This is a genomic window from Streptomyces sp. NPDC006925 (genome assembly GCF_042869575.1).
In the GTDB taxonomy this organism is placed as follows: domain Bacteria; phylum Actinomycetota; class Actinomycetes; order Streptomycetales; family Streptomycetaceae; genus Streptomyces.
In genome coordinates this window covers 130,807-147,844 of the sequence record NZ_JBIAGB010000009.1, presented here as the reverse complement: position 1 = coordinate 147,844, position 17,038 = coordinate 130,807, and the positions used below count along the sequence as shown (strand labels likewise).

Here is a 17,038-nt window from a genome sequence, read left to right as displayed (position 1 = left end):
CCGGTCACACCCGCCCGGTACCTCCGTCACACCGCCCTGAGCATGATCGCCAGAACCTCCAGCGAGCGGGGCGGCTCGTCGGGGTCGTCGCCGTCGTTCCCGGCCAGCAGCATGTGTGCCTCCCGCGCGGCCCGGACGGCATCCGGCCATTCCGGATGCTCCAGGTACGAGGCGACCGGTGCATCGGCGCCGACCTGGTGCATGATGCGCAGCACCCGCAGCACCGCCGCGTCCACCGACTGCGCCTCCTGCGCGTCGCGGAAGATCGTCCCGACGTACTTCTCCGCGGACCAGTTGTCCAGCCAGGTGTCCTCGACCAGGCGGTAGACGGCGTCCGTGACATCGCCGTATCCGGGGCGTCCGGCCAGCCAGCACTCGTGCTGGAAGGTCTGGTCGGAGAGCATGTGCAGCGCGGAGCGCACGTTGCTGCGCCAGCGCCACCAGGGCACGTCATCGACAGGCATGCCGTCCATGGTGGTGGAACGACGCCCACGTCGGGAAGACTTCACCGAACCTGCTTGCTGCATGGTCACCGACCCTACGTTCCGCCTGCCGGACGCCCGGGCGCGGGCCCTCGTTCCCCACCGGCACCCGTCCCGGAGGCCCCACTCCCGGCCGCGCCGTCCCGGCCGCACCGTCCCGACTGCGCCTGGCCGGTCCCGGCGGGAAACCGGTCGCGGCGCCGCGACTGCCGCCTGCCGACCGCCCGGCACCCGCCCGCCACCGCTCGGCGCGGGTCCGGCCCGGCCCGGCGCCCGTGCGGGGTGCTCACAGCGAACCGAAGGGGCGCTCCTTGAGGCCGTACTTCTTCGCCGTCGGATTCCACAGTCCCGCGGCCTTCTTCTTGGCGGTGGTCGCGGAGCCGCTGGCGCGGTTGGCCGCCGCCAGCTGCCGGGTCGTCTTGGCCTTGCCCTTGTGGCAGCCCTTCTTGCCCGCCGCCTGGTCCGCCCAGGCCGCGTAGTGGTTGTCGGCGGAGGCCGAGGAGCGCCAGGCGCTCTTGAGCGCGGAGTTCAGCTCCGTGCTGTCGGGGAGCTTGTCCGTCTTCAGTTCGCCGAGCCGCCGCACCAGACCGTTCCGCTGCTTGGCAGCCGACCGCAGATCGGTGGCCGCTTTGTCCAGTGCGGTGCAGTTCTTGATGTTCTGCACGGAACGGATGACCTGGGAGCGGCTGTTGTTGCTGTCGGCCAGCAGTGCGTCCAGTTTCTTGGCCTGCGCCTCGGCGGGGTCGGCGGGCGCGCTCGACTCCTCCCCCGCGGGAGCCGTGGACGCCTTCGGCTTGTCGCCGCCCGAGCTGTCACCGCCGTCCGCGAGGAGCAGGCCGACGACCAGCCCCACCACGGCCACCCCCGCCAGGCCGCCGCCGATCAGCAGCCACGGAGGCGTGCGACGCCGGCCGCGGCCGGCGTCGCGCCGCGCCGCCCGGCCGCCCGGCTGCGGCTCGTACTGCTGGGAACCCGGTTGCGGATAGCCGTAGCCGCCGCCCTGCGAGCCCGGCTGCGGATAGCCGTAGCCGCCGCCCTGCGAGCCCGGCTGCGGATAGCCGTAGCCGCCGCCCGGTCCCTGCGGCCCCGCCGTCTGGTCGAAGACCGGCAGGTTCTGCGTGGAGCCCGGCTCGTCGCGGCCTCCGGGTGGCTGCCCCGGTCCGCCGGACCGAGGGGAGTCGGAGCGGAAGAGATTCTCGAACTCGGGGAGAGGTTTGCGCGCCTCGGACTCCTCCTGGCCCTGGCTCCCGCCGCCGGGCGGACCCGCGTCGGCGGACATCGGCGGCAGCATCTGGGTGGCCTCGGAGTCGGCGCCCGCAACGGGCGCCATGTACTGGGTGGCCTCGCTGTCCGGGCCGCCGACCACCGGCCCGGCCGGCTGCGGCGGCAGCATCTGTGTGCCGTCGTCGGGCCCGACGGCGCCACCGTGGGCGGCGGGTCCGCCGGGAGCGGCACCACCGGAGGACGGCAGGTCCGCCGGGAAGGGCGGGAGCATCTGGGTGGCGTCGCCGTCTGCGGCCCCGGCCTGCGGCGGGCCGGGCGGTGCCGTGGGGGGCGCGGGCGCGGCGTGCCAACCGGAGCCGTCCGCCGAGCCGGGCGACGACGGGTACGTCGGGGGCTGCTGCGGTAGCGCGGGGGCGCCGCCCTGCGCGGGCGCCCCGTACGGATCAGCCGTCCCGGCGCCCGGTTGCGGATATCCCGTGCCGTCCGGCGACGGCGCCCGGCCGTAGGAGTCCGGGCCGGGCCGGTCGTACCCCTGGGCTCCCTCGGGCGGCAGCGCGCCGGGTCCGCCCGCACTCTGCCCTTCTCCCGGGCCGAAGTCCCCGGGCCCGGGCAGCGGCCCGGCGCCCTCGGGCGGCAGCGAAGGGGGGTGCGGCGGGCGGGCGGGGGCGCCCTCCGGCGGCAGTGCGCCGGGGCGGTCGCCGCCCTGCGGCGCGCCCCAGTAGCCGGGGCTGTGCTGCGCACCGGGCGCGGCTCCGGTCTCCGGGGCCCCGCCCCCGGCCGCTTCGGAGCCGGGCCCCCAGGGCCGGCCCCACGGCTGCCCGGCCGGCGGCTGCACGCGGTCGCGCTCGGACTGGACCTGGCGCTGCTGCTGAGGAGTCCACGGGTCGCCGTTGGACGGCAGCACGACCCCCTCGTAGGGGGTCGTGGAGGCGGGCAGGGCGTCACCGGGAGAGCCGGAAGTCCCGTCCTGTCCGCGTCCGTTGTGCGTTGTCACCAAGACTCCTCGTTCGCATGGCTAGCGGAAGCGTCGGGTCACGCTACCGGGTCACCCCAACGGGCGACCACGCACCCAGATGTGCGGACACCCTTCCTTCACCTGATGTCAGCATGAAGCACGCAGAAGGGGATGTATGCGGCATTTCTTCGAGGGGTCTCGCGCCTCGGGTACTCACGTCGACTCACGAGTCGGCACACGCGCCGGCTCACGTGTCGCGTCACGTTCGGCTCACATGCCAGAGCCCGCTCCTCACGCTGCGGAAGTGGGCTCCAGGCGCTCGTTGAACTCCCGCACCACGGGCTCCGCCCCGTACGGTTCCAGACGCAGCCGGAAGTCCTCCAGATACTCCGCTCCCCGGTCCGAGCGCAGCCCGGCCAGCAGCCCCGCGGCCTCGCCGGCCGTGTGGCAGCCGCGCTCCACCTCGCGCTGCTGGACCTGCGCGTCCGCCAGCAGGAACAGCCCGATCGCGCGTCGCCGCGCCCGCCCCTCCGGGTGACCGGTGACGGCCTCCTCCGCACGGGCCGCGGCGCGCTCGGCCTGCCCCAGGTCACGGTGGCAGTGGGCGAGTTCGTCCGCGAGGTAGGCGCGGTCGAAGTGCGTGATCCAGGACGGGTCGTCGCCGGACCCGGCTGCCGACTCGGCGCCGTCCATCGCCGCCAGCGCACGGGACGCGGAGCCCTGGCAGGCCCGCTCGTCCCCCATCAGCGCATGCCCCCGGGCCTCCGCGGCGTGGAACATCGCCTCGGCCCGCGGTGTCACCCGCCCCCGCGCCCCCTCCTGCGCCGCGCGCGCCAACTGCGCGATCTCCCGCGGGTTGCCGAGCGACGCGGCGAGGTGGCTCATCCCCGCGGCGAGCACATAGCCGCCGTAGGCCCGGTCCCCGGCCGCCTGGGCCAGCCGCAGGGACTGGATGTAGTAGCGCTGCGCCAGCCCGTGCTGCCCGGTGTCCACGGCCATGTAGCCGGCCAGTTCGGTCAGCCGGGCGACGGCGGCGAACAGCGACCTGCCGACCGCCTCCTTGTAGGAGCCGGCCAGCAGCCCGGAGACCACGCTGTTGAGGTAGTGCACCACCACGGGGCGGATATGGCCGGCGCCGTAGCGGTGGTCCAGGTCGGAGAGCGCCTCGGTCATCGCCTGCACGGCTGCCACGTCCGGCTCGCCCACCCGGGCCCCCGAGGAGCGGGAGACCTGGTGGTCGGGCTGGGTGATCAGCCAGTCCCGGCTCGGCTCGACGAGCGCGGACGCCGCGACGGTCGAGCCCGTCAGGAAGTCCCGGCGGCCCACGTCGCTGCGCCACAGCTCGCAGACCTGCTCGACGGCGCCGACGACCGTGGGAGCGAACCGCAGCCCCACTCCGGAGGCGAGGTTCTTGCCGTTGGCCATGCCGATCTCGTCGATCGTCACGGTCCGGCCCAGCTTGCGGCCGAGCGCCTCGGCGATGATGCCGGGTGCCCGGCCGCGCGGCTGCTGCCCGCGCAGCCAGCGGGCCACGGAGGTCTTGTCGTAGCGCAGATCCAGGCCGTGCTCGGATCCGCACATGTTGACGCGGCGGGCCAGGCCCGCGTTCGAGCACCCGGCTTCCTGGATGAGCGCCTGCAGGCGTTCGTTGGGCTGCCTCGCGACGAGCGGCCTGGCGGCCATGAGATCCCCCTCCGTGGTTTCCGTGCTGACCCGGCCCGATCACTGCTGCGTGCGCGGCGCATATGCCCGTGATTCCCTCGAACCCCGCCCTTCACAGCGCAATGCACCGCAGGGGGACTACCCACCCGGGACCGCCCTTCTGTGTACGCGCCCCTACACATGCCCCTATGCGCCGTTCCGAGCGCGGGCTGCCCCCTGGGCTGCGGAAACAGCGACGGCTCGACCGGCGTATGCGCCGTCGTGCCCCGAGCCGCCCCGCTCCGCGCCCGTAACCCCTGCGGGGGACGAAAGTTGTGATGGTCGTGGAAGAGACCATCACACTTACCTCGGATACCTCTGATGCCTCTGGAGCGACGACGCGCACGCGTATCCCGGGGCAGCGCACGGCGCCGCAAGCCGCTCCGCTGGAACACGCGGTGCGTTACGCCCAGGAACGGGCCTGGGACGTCTTCCCCGGCACCTGGCTGGAGACGGTGGACGGCGTACCGCGCTGCTCCTGCGGGGAGCGCACCTGCCCCGCGCCCGGCGCACATCCCGCGCGCGCCCGCTGGGCGGACGAGACGACGGGGAGCGCGACGACCGTGCGCCAGTTGTGGGCGACCGAACCGCGCGCCGCCGTACTGCTGCCGACCGGACGCGCCTTCGACACACTGGAGGTCTCCGAGACGGCCGGCTGTCTGGCGCTCACCCGGCTGGAGCGGATGGCGCAGCCGCTGGGGCCGGTCACCTGCACCCCGGACGGCAGGATGCTCTTCTTCGTACTGCCCGGCGTCGCGGCCAAGGTGCCCGCCACCCTGCGCCGCCTGGGCTGGTCGCCCACCGCGCTCGACCTGTGCGCCAAGGGCGCCGGGGACTGGGTGGCGGCGCCGCCCACCCGGCTGGGCACCCGCGGGGCCGTCCAGTGGGCCCGCGAGCCGAACGCCGCCAACCGCTGGCTGCCGGACGTCGACGAACTGCTCCCCACGCTCGCCTACGCCTGCGGCCGGGAGGCGACCGGCCGCGCGCACCGCACCACACCGGAGAGCGCGGTCCACTCGGCGGCGGACGGTCCGGGCCGCACGGCGGCGGGGCCGGCCGGGACGGCGGACCGCACGACGACCGGCTCACCGGCTGCCACCAGCCCCGCCGCGGCGGCACCCGGCGGTCCGCCATCGGGCCCGAGGACGGGAGCGGCCCCCCGCGCGCACACGGCCCGGAGCGGCCCGGCCGGAGCCCCGTACCGGGTGACCGGAACCGCCGCGGCGGCGGCCCCGCGGCCTCCGCGGCGGTGACGGCGCCGTGAAGCCGTGAAGCCGATGAGGCGGCGACGCCGACCTGGGCGCGCGGGCAGCGGGCAGGTGCACCGCCGAACGACCACCCCGACGCATCAACGACCGTGCTGCGTACCAGCCGCGGCCCGAGTACCAGCCGCGCGCGCCGCGGAACCAGCAGACGGACCCCGCGTCAGACCACCGTCACGGAGCGACGGCGCATGGGCGGGCCCGCGGTTCCGGGGCCCCGGCAACACGTCGCCGCCCGCAGACGGCAGACCGCAGACCGCAGACCGCAGACCGCAGACCGCAGACCGCAGACCGCAGACGGCCGAAGGACCGCAGACCGCCGAAGGACCGCACACGGGACCCGGAGAAGGCCCCGGGGTCCCGGATCTCGGCTGCCCCGCGCGGGACGCGGGGCAGGCGGCCGGGCGGACCGGTCAGGCGCCCGCGGGAAGGGCCGCCTGGAGGAAGGGTTCCACGACGCGGCGCCAGTCGTCGGGCTGGTCGTAGTGGATGAGGTGCCCGGCCTCCGTGACCTCCGCGTAGATGCCGCGCGGCAGCACCCGGACCATCTCCTGGGCCTCGGCCCGGCCCAGTTCGCCGTCGAGACCGCGGACGACGAGGGTGGGGCAGCGGACCTGGGCGAGTTCGTCCCAGTGCGCGTCATGCACCCATGCCTCGCGCACCCGCATCATCACTTCGGGGGAGAACACGGGCCGCCAACCGTCCTCGCGTTCGGCCATCACCTCGGCGAAGAACTCACCGCGCGAGGCCCGGGAACGCTCCAGCGAGGGGTCGTCCTCACCGAACCATCTGCGGACGTCGGCGAGGGTCGCGAAGGGCACCGGCCACGAGGTGAACCACTCCTCCCACTCACGCTGCGACTGCTCGCCGAGCGCCGAGGCGCGCATGTCGCTGATCACCAGGGCCTGGACGAGGTCGGGCCGCTTGGCGGCGAGCTGCCAGGCGGTCAGCGCGCCCATGGCGTGACCGACGAGCGCGACGGGGGCCAGATCGAGCTGTTCGAGCGCGGCCTCCGCGTCCGCGACGTACGCCTCCCGGTCGTAGCGGGCCTCGTCCAGCTTGTCGCTCCGGCCGTGACCGCGCTGGTCCAGGGCGACCGCGCGGTAGCGGTCGGTGAGCCAGCGGGCGGTGCTCGCCCAGTGCGACGCACGGCCCATGAGTCCGTGCAGTAACAGCACTCCGGGAGGTTTGCGGCGCTGTGCCCCGCCCCGGCCGCTGTCGGACGCGCGGGAGGCCGCACCGGGCTCGGGGGCGGCCCCTGCCACGGCCTCGGGACCGGCCTTGGGCGGGTCGGCGAACTCCCAGGCCGCCAGGTGGATTCCGTCCACACCCGTCACATCGATCCGTCGCACCATGCGTCGTGACACCCCCACTCCCGTGACCGCCGCGTCAGACTATCGAACCCTTATTCGAACAGTCGGGGCTCACGGCGAATACCCCACCTTCGAGTGACATCGTCGCGAGGTTGCCCGCCCTCCCCCGGGGGAGACAGGAACCGGGAGGGCGGCAGACCCTGAGAGCTCGGGGCTCCGGGTCGCCGCGGGGGGACATGGGGAGGCGGGGCTCCGGAAGCCGAAGGCACCGGAGTCCCGCCTGCTCGGCCCGCCCGAACGGGGCGCCGCAGAGCCCGCGGAACACTGCATCGATGGCTCCCCTCCCGGCAGCGACAGCGTCGCACGGTACCCATGCGACCGCTCATGTCCAGGCAACTCTGGTACGACGGGGAGATTTTGGGAAGACGCCCACCCCCGCGGGCGGCGCCCGGCACTCAGCGCCCGGCAGGGCGCACTGGTCAGCGCCGGGGCGCGACGAACCGGAACCGGAGCATTCGCGGCCGGATGCGCCCCCGCGGAGGCCCGGCGCACCGGGCCGCTGTCCCGCCACGAGTACGCCCCGGGTGCCGCGCTCCGGCCGCTGCCGCTCGTGCCGCCGGGCTCCGGGCTCCGGGCCGGAGCACCTCAGCACACCCGCACCCTCGCGCACCCGCACACCCGCCGCAGCACAGCCGATCGGCACGGGCGGTCGCTCGCTACCCGCAGTCGCCCGGCGCGGGCAGTCCGTACCGCCGAGCGAGCGGCACGACCTGCGCGGCAGCCCTGGCCGATGGGCAATGTCCGCACAGCAGACCACGGCGCCACGGGGCCGAAAAGCCGGCCCCGGCGCACCACCCGAACGCGCAACGGCCTCGGCTGTCGGCTGTCGGCCGACAGCCGACGCTCAGCGCTTGGCCACGAACACGTGCGCGGCGATGTCCGTGCCGAGCTCCGCCGCCTCACCGCTGCTGCCCACCTGGACGCCGCCCGCGGAGCCCGCGTTCACACTGACGACCGCGCCGGGCTGCACACCGGCCCGCCGCAGCGTGTACATCAGCTGCGCGTCCATCTGGATCGGCTCGCCGATCCGGCGGACCACGACGGTCTTGCCGTCGCCGTCCGTCTCCACGTCGTTGAGGCTGACCAGGCCCTCGTTGAGGAACGGGTCGGCCTCGGCCGGCTCGCCCAGTTCCTCCAGGCCCGGGATCGGGTTGCCGTACGGCGACTCGGTGGGGTGCCGCAGCAGGTCCAGCACCCGGCGCTCGACCGCCTCGCTCATCACGTGCTCCCAGCGGCACGCCTCCGCGTGCACCTGCTCCCACTCCAGCCCGATGACGTCGACCAGCAGGCACTCCGCCAGCCGGTGCTTGCGCATCACACGCTTGGCGAGCTGCCGCCCCTCGTCCGTCAGCTCCAGATGGCGGTCCCCGGCGACCGTGACGAGCCCGTCCCGCTCCATCCGCGCGACGGTCTGGCTGACCGTGGGACCGCTCTGGTCCAGGCGCTCGGCGATGCGGGCACGCATCGGGACCACACCTTCCTCCTCAAGCTCCAGGATGGTGCGGAGATACATCTCCGTGGTGTCGATGAGTCCTGACATTGCGTAGCCCCTAGTCAGCTCGTGCGGTGGCCCTCAGGCAATTCTGACGCATCGCACCGACAACCGCGCCGTCCCGCCCGCGAGCCGGACCGGCGGGCGAGCACCCGGCGGTTGACAGAAGCGGTTGACAGAAGAAAGGTCCAGACCTCAACGTGAGCGCCGTACGGACCGCACCGTGAGCGGCGTACTACACAACGGAACCGGGCCGCGGGCAGCACGGACGAGTGCCGCGCGGACCACGGACGCGAAAGGCGCGCGATGGGCGAGCAGGCCGAGCTGCCGGAGCAGGCGCACAGGACCCTGGCCGAGGACTTCTTCGACGCGGCCGTCGCGCTGCTCCAAGAGGTCAGGGACGGGGAGGCGGCCGGGATCGAGGCCGCGGGCGAGCTGCTCGCGCAGACGGTCGCCGACGGCGGCCGGATCTTCGCCTTCGGCGCGGGCCACTCCTCGCTGCCCGCGCAGGACACCGTCTACCGGGCGGGCGGCCTCGCGGTGATGAACCTGCTCAACGTCCCCGGCGCGGTCGGCGTGGACGTGCGCCCCGCCACCCTCGGCAGCGCCCTGGAGCGGGTCTCCGGGCTGGCGGCCGCAGCCCTGGACTCCAGCCCGGCCCGCGCCGGCGACGTACTGATCATCATCTCCCTCTCGGGCCGCAACCCACTCCCCGTGGAGCTGGCCCTCAACGCGCGGGCGCTCGGCCTCAAGGTCGTCGGCGTCACCTCGGTCGCGTACGCGGCGCAGACCAGGTCCCGGCACACCACCGGCACCTTCCTCAAGGACCACTGCGACCTCGTCGTCGACAGCCGCATCCCGCTCGGCGACGCCGAACTGACCGCCGAGGGCGTCGACGCGCCGTTCGCGCCCGCCTCCACGGTGGTGACCAGCGCGGTGATGCAGGCCATCGTCGCCACCGCCACCGGGGCGCTGGCCCGCCGCGGCGTGGAGCCGCCCATGCTGCGCTCCGGGAACGTGGACGGCGGACACGACTGGAACGCCCGCGTCATGGCCGAGTACGCGGACCGGATCTTCTACCGCTGACTTCCACCGCCGGCCTCTAGCGCCGACCGTTCTCCAGCACGCCCGCCAGATCGGCCGCGGCCGCCACGTGCGCGGCGATCTGCTCCGCGTAGTCGGCGTCCTCCCGGTCGAAGGGGCGGCGGCCCGCGTCCCGCAGGAAGGTGACCACGCCGAGCGACCGGCCGCGGCAGCGCAGCACCGTGCACAGTCCGTGCACGCTGCCCCGCGGCCACTTGCGCGACCGGGCCCACTCCACCGCATCCGGCCCGCGGTGTTCGCCGCTGCTGGCCCGCACCGAGGTGCAGCGCTGGTACGCCTGGAGCGCCGGATGCCCTTCCGGGTAGGCGACGGGGATGCCGCTGGCGGTGCCCGGTTCGATGAACGGCGGCCGACCGCGTTCGACCGCGGGGGTGAGCGCGGCCCGCACCAGCCGCGGGTCGCTCGGCGGCAGCGCGTCCAGCGAGGCGTCCCGGGTGCGCGAGGGTTCGGGTCCGGGGTCGGCGGCCAGGTCGAGCAGCGCGTGGTCGGCGAAACCGGCCAGTGCGAACTCCAGATGCAGGCAGGCCGCCTCGGTGGGGTCGGCGCACTCGGCCGCCGCCCGCGCCGCGCGGTGCAGCTGGCTGTCCCGGAAGCGGAGCTGGGCGGCCTCCCGCTCCGCCCGCTTCTGCGCGGTGACGTCCTGGAAGAGCCAGGCGACACCCAGCGGCACGGGCTCCTCGGCCAGCGGGGACGCCAGCCGCAGGAAGCCGCTGCGCCAGCAGCGGCGCCGGGCCGACTCCGTGGGCACGGCGCCCGCGTCGTCCCCTTCGGTCCCCGCGCGCCCGGAGCTGCCGCCGCGGCCGGGGCCGCCGGAGTCGTCCTGGGTGGCGGCGGCGTCCTCCCGGTCGGTGTCCGCCGCGTCGGCACCGCCTGTGCCCGCGCGGTCGGGGGGCGGGCGCAGCGTCACCCAGATCTCGGCGGGACCGGGCGGCGCACCTTCGCCCAGCACGTGCTGGAGCGCGCCCTCCAGCTCCTCCATGCCCTGCTCCAGCAGCTCACCCAGCGGGCGGCCGAGCATGGCGGCGCGGGCCGGCACCCGGAAGGCGCGGGCCGCGGACGCGTTGGCGACGGTGGGCCGCAGGTCGGCGTCGACCAGGACGACACCCCACGAGGCGTCCTCCAGCAGCGCCTCGCTCAGCGCGATGCAGCGCTCCAGGTCGATCTGCGCGTGCACCTCGCTGAACGCGCAGTAGACCCCCTTGGGCCGCCCGTCGGCCCCGGTGACGCCGGAGGACTGGATGCGCACCAGCACCCGCCCGCCGTCCTTGGTCAGCAGCGCGAACTCGTGCACCTGGCGGCCGGGCGAGTTCATCGCACCGAGCAGCCGGCCCTCGACCTCCGGTGCGTCGGCCGGGCGCACCGCCCAGCCGGCCAGCCCCTTGCGGCCGACGGCCTCCTCCTGCGTCCAGCCCAGCATCCGCTCGGCCTCGCGGTTCCAGTGGGTGACCACGCCGTCGGCGTCGAAGGCACACAGTGCCGCGTCCATGCCGTCCAGCAGCGCGGCGAGCAGGAGTTCGTCGTCGGGCCCGCCCTCGTCGTCCGAGGACGACGCGGAGTGAGTCTCGGGTCGAGCGGCCACCTCGGCACCCCCTTGTCGCTGTGGCTGTCCGTCGGTTGTGCGTCCGCCCGTAGGTCGCGGCGCGGCGCCCGTCGCGGAGCGCCACGACACATGTACGGATCATTCAACTTGAACGTGACGCACGGCACAGCGAGTTCCCGGAAATCGTTGCCGCCCCGAAATTCGATTGCCGCCCCTCGGGGCGGTGCCTACGGTGGGGAGTACACAGGAAAGGAGGTGATCCGGCTGATGATCAATCACCGGACGTGTGAGGTGGCTGCGGCCTGAGGCCGACGCCACTAGCGTGACGCCGGTTCGCCGGCCAATCCACAGCAGTCACCCGGCCCGTGGGCTCGTCGGACTCGTCCGACCGACGCCGTCCGCTTGGCGCGTCTCGCGCAGGCGGAGGGAGTCGCCCACGGGCCGTCTGCTGTTCTCCTGCCGCCCTCGCGGGCTGCCCCGGCCGCCTCGCGGAGGTCCGGCAGAGGTCCCACAGCGGCCCGGGCCCGGCAGGGCCCGGGGGTCGCCACGAAGCCCGCGGGGACGGGCACGAGCAGGGCCGCCCGCTACGGGCAGAGCCGCTCGATCTCCCAGCCGCCGCCGTCCGACCGGCTGTAGCGCAGCCTGTCGTGCAGCCGGTTCTCCCGGCCCTGCCAGAACTCGACCGACTCCGGCCGCACCCGGTAGCCGCCCCACTGTGCCGGGGCCGGAACGTCCTCGCCCTCCGGGTAGCGCTCGGCCAGCTCCGCGTACATCCGGTCCAGCTCCTGGCGGGAGGCCACCCGCGAGGACTGCTCGCTCGCCCAGGCGCCGAGCTGCGAGCCGTGCGGGCGGGTACGGAAGTAGGCAGCCGTCTCGTCCCGCCCGGTGCGCTCCGCCGTACCGGAGACGATCACCTGGCGGGCGATGCCGTGCCAGGGGAAGAGCAGCGAGACGTACGGGTTCGCCTCGATCTCCCGGCCCTTGCGGGAGCCGTAGTTGGTGAAGAAGACGAAGCCCCGCTCGTCGTGGCGCTTGAGGAGGACCGTGCGGGTGCTGGGGCGGCCGCGCTCGTCGGCGGTGGCGCAGATCATGGCGTTGGGCTCGTGCAGCCCGCTTGCGGACGCCTGCGCGAACCAGAGCGTGAACTGCGCGAAGGGGTCGGGCGCCAGCTCGCTCTCGCTGAGCCCTTCGTACCGGTAGTGGGCGCGCATCGCGGCGGGATCGAGGGTGGTCGGATCCGTCGGATCCGAGGTGGCGGTTGCGTCGGCGGGGTCGGCGGCAGCGTCGTCAACGTCATCAGCGTGAGGCACGCCGCCATCTTGCAGCATCCGTCCCGGCCGCGGTCGGACAGTCTGCCCGGTGGACGCCGGCCGCACACCTGAACGCCCGGAATCGGCCGCTGTGCCTCATCTCACCCTCCCGCGCAGCCGCCGGAACCACCAGAATCCTGCCCCGAGAGCTGTGGCAGTCGTACACCAAGGGCTATCGTTGCCGCTCCGCCCAGCAGCGTGCTCCAGGCCACAGGCAGGGGAGCGTGAGCAGCCATCGGGGCGGGCATGACCGAGGTGACGGCCCGGTCCGTGAGCCGCGAGGTCGGCAGCGGAACCGTTCAGCCGCACCCGCACCGCAGACCACGCTGCCCCGCGCAGCCCACGCCGAGTCGCTGCCTCAGCGCAGCCACGCCAGACCGCTGCCCTGTGCAGCCACGCCAGAGGTCGTCCGCCGTCAGCCCGCACTGACAGCGCTTTACGAGGGAGCCGCCAGATGTCCGACTTCGTACCCGGACTCGAGGGAGTCGTCGCGTTCGAGACGGAGATCGCCGAACCCGACAAGGAAGGCGGCTCGCTCCGCTACCGCGGGGTCGACATCGAGGACCTGGTCGGCCACGTGTCGTTCGGCAGCGTCTGGGGCCTGCTCGTCGACGGCGGCTTCACCCCCGGACTGCCCCCCGCCGAGCCGTTCCCCATCCCGGTGCACTCGGGCGACATCCGGGTGGACGTCCAGTCGGCGCTCGCCATGCTCGCGCCGGTCTGGGGCCTCAAACCACTGCTCGACATCGACGAGCGCACCGCCCGCGACAATCTGGCGCGGGCCGCCGTCATGGCCCTGTCCTACGTCGCGCAGTCCGCGCGCGGCCAGGGCCTGCCGATGGTGCCGCAGAAGGAAATCGACCAAGCCGACTCGGTCGTCGAGCGCTTCATGCGCCGCTGGCGCGGCGAGCCCGACCCCAAGCACGTGGCCGCCGTCGACGCCTACTGGACCTCCGCCGCCGAGCACGGCATGAACGCCTCCACCTTCACCGCCCGCGTCATCGCCTCCACCGGCGCCGACGTGGCCGCCGCACTCTCCGGCGCGGTCGGCGCCATGTCCGGCCCGCTGCACGGCGGCGCCCCCTCCCGGGTACTCGGCATGATCGAGGAGATCGAGCGCACCGGCGACGCGGACGCCTTCGTCAAGCGACAGCTCGACCAGGGCGAGCGGCTGATGGGCTTCGGCCACCGCGTCTACCGCGCCGAGGACCCCCGCGCCCGCGTGCTGCGGCGCACCGCCAAGGAACTGGGAGCCCCCCGCTTCGAGGTCGCCGAGGCCCTCGAGAAGGCCGCCCTCGCCGAGCTGCGCGCCCGCCGCCCCGACCGGGTGCTGGAGACCAACGTCGAGTTCTGGGCCGCCATCGTCCTCGACTTCGCCGAGGTCCCGGCCCACATGTTCACCTCGATGTTCACCTGCGCCCGCACCGCCGGCTGGTCGGCGCACATCCTGGAGCAGAAGCGCACCGGCCGCCTCGTCCGCCCCTCCGCCCGCTATGTCGGCCCCGGCCCCCGGGACCCCCGCGAGGTGGCCGGCTTCTCCGCCTGACGCCCGGCCCGGCCCCCGCCGTCCCCGCCCCGCGCTTTCGCGGTGGCGGGGACGGCCGCGTCTGTCCCGGTAGTGCTCAGTCCCGGTAGTACGGGGTGACCGAGACGGTGCCGTCCGAGTTCACCATGCAGGCGTAGCCCTCGATCCAGCCCGCGTTCTGCAGTTCGTCGCCGACCGCCTGGCAGTCCTGGATGCTGGTGCCGGGAACGACGATGTCCTCACCCTGGTGGACCGCCGGAGCGGCCTGGGCCGCGCCGACGGCGATGCCCGAGAAGGCCAGGAGACCGGCACCGACAACTGCTGCACGCTTGAACTTGCGCATGCTCTCCCTCTCTGCCTGCACGCCCGAATGACCGACGTGCGAATGATCATCTTGCAGGGAGTTCGATGCCGGCCCACGCGGGAAAGTTCACGCCACCCCGCGCTTCTTCGGGCCGCTACCTCGCCAACTGGGCGACGAAGGCCGCCCACTGGGTGGACGGGACGGAGAGGACGGGGCCGCGCCGCTCCTTGGAGTCACGGACGTACACGACAGCGGGGGCCTGCGCGACCTCCAGGCAGTCACCTCCCTCGGGGCCGCTGTAGCTGCTCTTGAACCACGACAGCTCCCGGAGAGGGGCTGCCTGCTGCTGACTTCTCATCATTCCCTCGCCAAATGCCGGATGAAGGCGACTGATTCATCGACGTTCAGGGCCTGCGAACGCAGCTTCCCATACCTCAGTGCGAAGTCGCTCACATGCCTTGGGTCACTGACCACATGGCCGATCCCCTGCGATTCGAAGTAGCCGTACTGCTGGTGTTCCGCAGTCTCCACCAGCACCATCGTGCCGTGAAGACCGGGATGGAAGCCGACGCCGAACGGCATGACCTGGATCGCGACGTTGCGCAGGCGGCCCTGCTCAAGAAGGTGCAGATACTGCTCCTTCATCACGTCCGGCCCACCCAGCTCCTGCCGCAGCGCCGCCTCTCCGACGACGAAGGAGAAGTCCACCAGCGGACTCTTGGTGAGGATCTTCTGCCTGCTCAGGCGCGCATCGACGCTGTCCTCGATGGTCTCGTCGTCGAGCATCGGAACGTGGCCTTCGAACAGGGCTCGTGCGTAGGACTCGGTCTGGAGGAGACCTGGCACCAGCAAAGGCTCGTACGCGAACCGGCTGACCGCCTCCATCTCCAGCAGCACGAAGTCACGGAAGAAGGGCGGCAGTTTGGCGAAGTCAACATCCTCCTGGAGGGTCGAGAGGACGTCGCCCGCGTCCAGCACCCGCTCGGCCGCCAGGGTGAGCGGCGCCTTCGCGGGGCGGCGGCCCTGCTCGACGGAGGCGAGCTGTTCGGTCGAGTAGCCCAGGAGCGGGGCCAGGGCTTCTTGCGAGTACCCGGCGGCCAGCCGGAACTTGCGCAGCAGTTTGCCGTAGCCGACCCAGATGCCGGGGCGGTCGTCCTCGCGTTTGCGCTGCTGCGGGGTGGCGGCCGTGCGGGGTGCGGGGACGGCGCGGCCGTCCTTCTTCCGGTCCGGCTCCGGGGAGGGGGTGTGCTGGTTCGGGTCGGTCATCGCTCTCACGTCCTCGTGCGCCCTCTTACGGGTCTCCGCGTCAACGCCGTCATGCCGTGGGTCGGTCACGGCGGACGGCCCGTACATCCCCGCGCAAGAGCGCGCGCGTGGCCGTACCGGCGGCCGGCGGACGCGCTCCTGACCTGGGCCACGCTAGCCGGGTGACGAGACCGTCACGCTATGAATCCGCGAACGCAGGAAATTCGCCAGTCCGGGCCACCCCAGGCGGGGGCCGGATCGGAGGTGCCGTCGGCCACGTGCTGCGTGCAGCTCAGCTCGACTCGGCGCGGAGCGCGGCTCGCGCGGCTGCTCGCGACGCAGTGGCTGGACGAGCGCGCGATCCCGTACCGCAGCACGGGCTCGCACCATGCGGCGCTGGTCGTGGCGGAGTTGGCGGCGAACGCCGTACGGCACTGCGGCAGCATCGGCCGGGACTTCCGGCTGCGTCTGACGTTGACCGGGACGGCGTCCGCCGGGCGGCGGCTGCGGGTGGAGGTCACCGACGCACGCGCGGACAAACCGCTCCCGCCCCGGGTATCGGAACCACCGTCCCCCGAGGAGGAGTCCGGGCGCGGGCTGCTGCTGGTGGACGCCCTGGCGGACCGCTGGGGCGACAGGACGGACGACCGGATCACCAAGACCCTCTGGGCGGAGTTGGCGCTGCCGGGTGAGCGGCCGAGTGCTCTTCCTGGTTCCGACAAGGCAGCTTCATGAGGTCTACGAGGCCGGGAGAGCTACCGGTTCACCGAGTGGTCGAATGCTCCAGTGTGGGCAAAGCTCCACCCGCGGTTCCGGCCACCCGCCGCGACTCGAGACGTCCTCCGCCCGAAGCGCTTCGGGCGGATCGGCGGCGCAGGCCCCGAAGGCGCGGGAGGACCCAAGCGGCGAGCCGAGCCGGCAGACGGCGCCCCTGACCAGGACTGATGCCGTCACAGTCCGCGCGCCGACGGCGGAACGCGGCCTTGCGTCCGCACCGCCCGAACTCACGCCGGCCGAACGGGAACATCGCCGGGCGGAACAGAATCGCGAGCTGGAGCGCACGATGCGTCGCATGAGGGGGCGCCATGAGCGGAACAAGTCCTGACCAAATTCCCCCACCCGCAGCCTGCACATGCTGCACGATGCCAGTGGGCAGCCGCTGGAGCTGCTCCCACAACCCGTCCAGTCAGTACCAGCCGTTCGACGGCCCTCTTCGGTGGTGAGCCATGACGTGGGATGAGGACGAATACCTCGACTGTCTGCGGTCGGAGCGGCGAGCGTATGCATGGGTGTTGCAGCACCATGGAGGGCTCACACCGGCGGAGGCCGAGGATGCAGCCCTGGAGCAGTACCCGTACGAGCCGCCTGACGCCCCGTTCCGGGGGCTCGTCTTCCATGACGAGGCATGGCACTGGGCGATGCTGGCGATTCACGGTGATCGCTATGTCGTGGAACACCCCGAACTGACCGACCCGCCACATGAGTACCGGGCACTTCCGTAACCGCAGGGCGCCGGGCGGA

General features: G+C 73.4%; 14 protein-coding genes and 1 pseudogene. 5 read left to right on the top strand and 10 right to left on the bottom strand.

All coding sequences use genetic code 11. The features are described 5' to 3' along the window. Window positions 1-26: 26 nt before the first annotated feature. From ACFYNS_RS15230 to ACFYNS_RS15220, 3 genes are all read right to left on the bottom strand, one after another. Window positions 27-527: a hypothetical protein gene (locus ACFYNS_RS15230; RefSeq protein WP_388603148.1), complete on the bottom strand. Its 501-nt coding sequence runs from the start codon at window positions 525-527 to the stop codon at window positions 27-29. A 241-nt stretch (window positions 528-768) separates the two neighbouring features. Beyond that, window positions 769-2,700 (bottom strand): hypothetical protein, encoded by a 1,932-nt coding sequence (locus ACFYNS_RS15225; protein WP_388603147.1) that lies wholly within the window; start codon window positions 2,698-2,700, stop codon window positions 769-771. Between the two features lie 252 nt (window positions 2,701-2,952). After that, window positions 2,953-4,344, bottom strand: coding sequence for a transcriptional regulator (locus ACFYNS_RS15220; protein ID WP_360291846.1), 1,392 nt, complete (start codon window positions 4,342-4,344; stop codon window positions 2,953-2,955). A gap of 296 nt (window positions 4,345-4,640) precedes the next feature. Between ACFYNS_RS15220 and ACFYNS_RS15215 the strand changes: the two are divergent. Then, a pseudogene (locus ACFYNS_RS15215) lies at window positions 4,641-5,342 on the top strand (bifunctional DNA primase/polymerase); the annotation flags it as partial. 695 nt (window positions 5,343-6,037) lie between these two features. Here ACFYNS_RS15215 and ACFYNS_RS15210 read toward each other — a convergent pair. Beyond that, window positions 6,038-6,979: an alpha/beta hydrolase gene (locus ACFYNS_RS15210; RefSeq protein WP_360291843.1), complete on the bottom strand. Its 942-nt coding sequence runs from the start codon at window positions 6,977-6,979 to the stop codon at window positions 6,038-6,040. A gap of 862 nt (window positions 6,980-7,841) precedes the next feature. Beyond that, window positions 7,842-8,537 (bottom strand): metal-dependent transcriptional regulator, encoded by a 696-nt coding sequence (locus ACFYNS_RS15205; protein ID WP_019359501.1) that lies wholly within the window; start codon window positions 8,535-8,537, stop codon window positions 7,842-7,844. A gap of 258 nt (window positions 8,538-8,795) precedes the next feature. On the opposite strand from ACFYNS_RS15205, the gene ACFYNS_RS15200 reads away from it, so the two are divergent. Continuing rightward, on the top strand, window positions 8,796-9,575 hold the full coding sequence (locus tag ACFYNS_RS15200; RefSeq protein WP_388603143.1) for an SIS domain-containing protein: 780 nt from the start codon (window positions 8,796-8,798) through the stop codon (window positions 9,573-9,575). Window positions 9,576-9,591: 16 nt separating this feature from the next. Here ACFYNS_RS15200 and ACFYNS_RS15195 read toward each other — a convergent pair whose 3' ends face one another. Beyond that, the gene (locus ACFYNS_RS15195; RefSeq protein WP_388603142.1) at window positions 9,592-11,172 is read right to left on the bottom strand and encodes a PAS domain-containing protein; all 1,581 of its coding nucleotides are present in this window, start codon (window positions 11,170-11,172) and stop codon (window positions 9,592-9,594) included. Window positions 11,173-11,717: 545 nt separating this feature from the next. Further along, window positions 11,718-12,344 carry a pyridoxamine 5'-phosphate oxidase gene (gene pdxH, locus ACFYNS_RS15190; RefSeq protein WP_388603273.1) on the bottom strand — a complete coding sequence of 209 codons (627 nt, stop codon included), beginning with the start codon at window positions 12,342-12,344 and terminating at the stop codon, window positions 11,718-11,720. A gap of 553 nt (window positions 12,345-12,897) precedes the next feature. Here pdxH and ACFYNS_RS15185 point away from each other — a divergent pair. Further along, window positions 12,898-13,989 carry a citrate synthase 2 gene (locus tag ACFYNS_RS15185; RefSeq protein WP_276475935.1) on the top strand — a complete coding sequence of 364 codons (1,092 nt, stop codon included), beginning with the start codon at window positions 12,898-12,900 and terminating at the stop codon, window positions 13,987-13,989. A gap of 76 nt (window positions 13,990-14,065) precedes the next feature. Here ACFYNS_RS15185 and ACFYNS_RS15180 read toward each other — a convergent pair whose 3' ends face one another. The 3 genes from ACFYNS_RS15180 to ACFYNS_RS15170 all read right to left on the bottom strand — a co-directional run bounded on the left by ACFYNS_RS15180 (window position 14,066) and on the right by ACFYNS_RS15170 (window position 15,538). Then, window positions 14,066-14,311, bottom strand: coding sequence for a hypothetical protein (locus ACFYNS_RS15180; protein ID WP_276475941.1), 246 nt, complete (start codon window positions 14,309-14,311; stop codon window positions 14,066-14,068). Window positions 14,312-14,426: 115 nt separating this feature from the next. Beyond that, window positions 14,427-14,630, bottom strand: coding sequence for a DUF397 domain-containing protein (locus ACFYNS_RS15175; RefSeq protein WP_388603140.1), 204 nt, complete (start codon window positions 14,628-14,630; stop codon window positions 14,427-14,429). Beyond that, on the bottom strand, window positions 14,630-15,538 hold the full coding sequence (locus tag ACFYNS_RS15170; protein ID WP_388603137.1) for a helix-turn-helix transcriptional regulator: 909 nt from the start codon (window positions 15,536-15,538) through the stop codon (window positions 14,630-14,632). Before ACFYNS_RS15170 ends, ACFYNS_RS15175 begins: the two co-directional genes overlap by 1 nt. A gap of 180 nt (window positions 15,539-15,718) precedes the next feature. Here ACFYNS_RS15170 and ACFYNS_RS15165 point away from each other — a divergent pair, with 180 nt between their 5' ends. Both ACFYNS_RS15165 and ACFYNS_RS15160 read left to right on the top strand, forming a co-directional pair. After that, a complete protein-coding gene (locus ACFYNS_RS15165; protein WP_388603135.1) occupies window positions 15,719-16,252 on the top strand; it encodes an ATP-binding protein in 534 nt (177 codons plus the stop codon). A gap of 491 nt (window positions 16,253-16,743) precedes the next feature. Continuing rightward, on the top strand, window positions 16,744-17,019 hold the full coding sequence (locus ACFYNS_RS15160) for a hypothetical protein (RefSeq protein ID WP_388603132.1): 276 nt from the start codon (window positions 16,744-16,746) through the stop codon (window positions 17,017-17,019). The last annotated feature ends 19 nt before the right edge of the window (window positions 17,020-17,038 follow it).

What these genes read in the sequence shown, in the direction of transcription:
- ACFYNS_RS15230 (WP_388603148.1), bottom strand. Translation starts at nt 527, where the DNA reads ATGCAGCAAGCAGGTTCGGTGAAGTCTTCCCGACGTGGGCGTCGTTCC.
- ACFYNS_RS15220 (WP_360291846.1), bottom strand. Translation starts at nt 4,344, where the DNA reads ATGGCCGCCAGGCCGCTCGTCGCGAGGCAGCCCAACGAACGCCTGCAG.
- ACFYNS_RS15210 (WP_360291843.1), bottom strand. Translation starts at nt 6,979, where the DNA reads ATGGTGCGACGGATCGATGTGACGGGTGTGGACGGAATCCACCTGGCG.
- ACFYNS_RS15205 (WP_019359501.1), bottom strand. Translation starts at nt 8,537, where the DNA reads ATGTCAGGACTCATCGACACCACGGAGATGTATCTCCGCACCATCCTG.
- ACFYNS_RS15200 (WP_388603143.1), top strand. Translation starts at nt 8,796, where the DNA reads ATGGGCGAGCAGGCCGAGCTGCCGGAGCAGGCGCACAGGACCCTGGCC.
- pdxH (WP_388603273.1), bottom strand. Translation starts at nt 12,344, where the DNA reads ATGCGCGCCCACTACCGGTACGAAGGGCTCAGCGAGAGCGAGCTGGCG.
- ACFYNS_RS15185 (WP_276475935.1), top strand. Translation starts at nt 12,898, where the DNA reads ATGTCCGACTTCGTACCCGGACTCGAGGGAGTCGTCGCGTTCGAGACG.
- ACFYNS_RS15180 (WP_276475941.1), bottom strand. Translation starts at nt 14,311, where the DNA reads ATGCGCAAGTTCAAGCGTGCAGCAGTTGTCGGTGCCGGTCTCCTGGCC.
- ACFYNS_RS15175 (WP_388603140.1), bottom strand. Translation starts at nt 14,630, where the DNA reads ATGAGAAGTCAGCAGCAGGCAGCCCCTCTCCGGGAGCTGTCGTGGTTC.
- ACFYNS_RS15170 (WP_388603137.1), bottom strand. Translation starts at nt 15,538, where the DNA reads ATGACCGACCCGAACCAGCACACCCCCTCCCCGGAGCCGGACCGGAAG.
- ACFYNS_RS15165 (WP_388603135.1), top strand. Translation starts at nt 15,719, where the DNA reads ATGAATCCGCGAACGCAGGAAATTCGCCAGTCCGGGCCACCCCAGGCG.
- ACFYNS_RS15160 (WP_388603132.1), top strand. Translation starts at nt 16,744, where the DNA reads ATGACGTGGGATGAGGACGAATACCTCGACTGTCTGCGGTCGGAGCGG.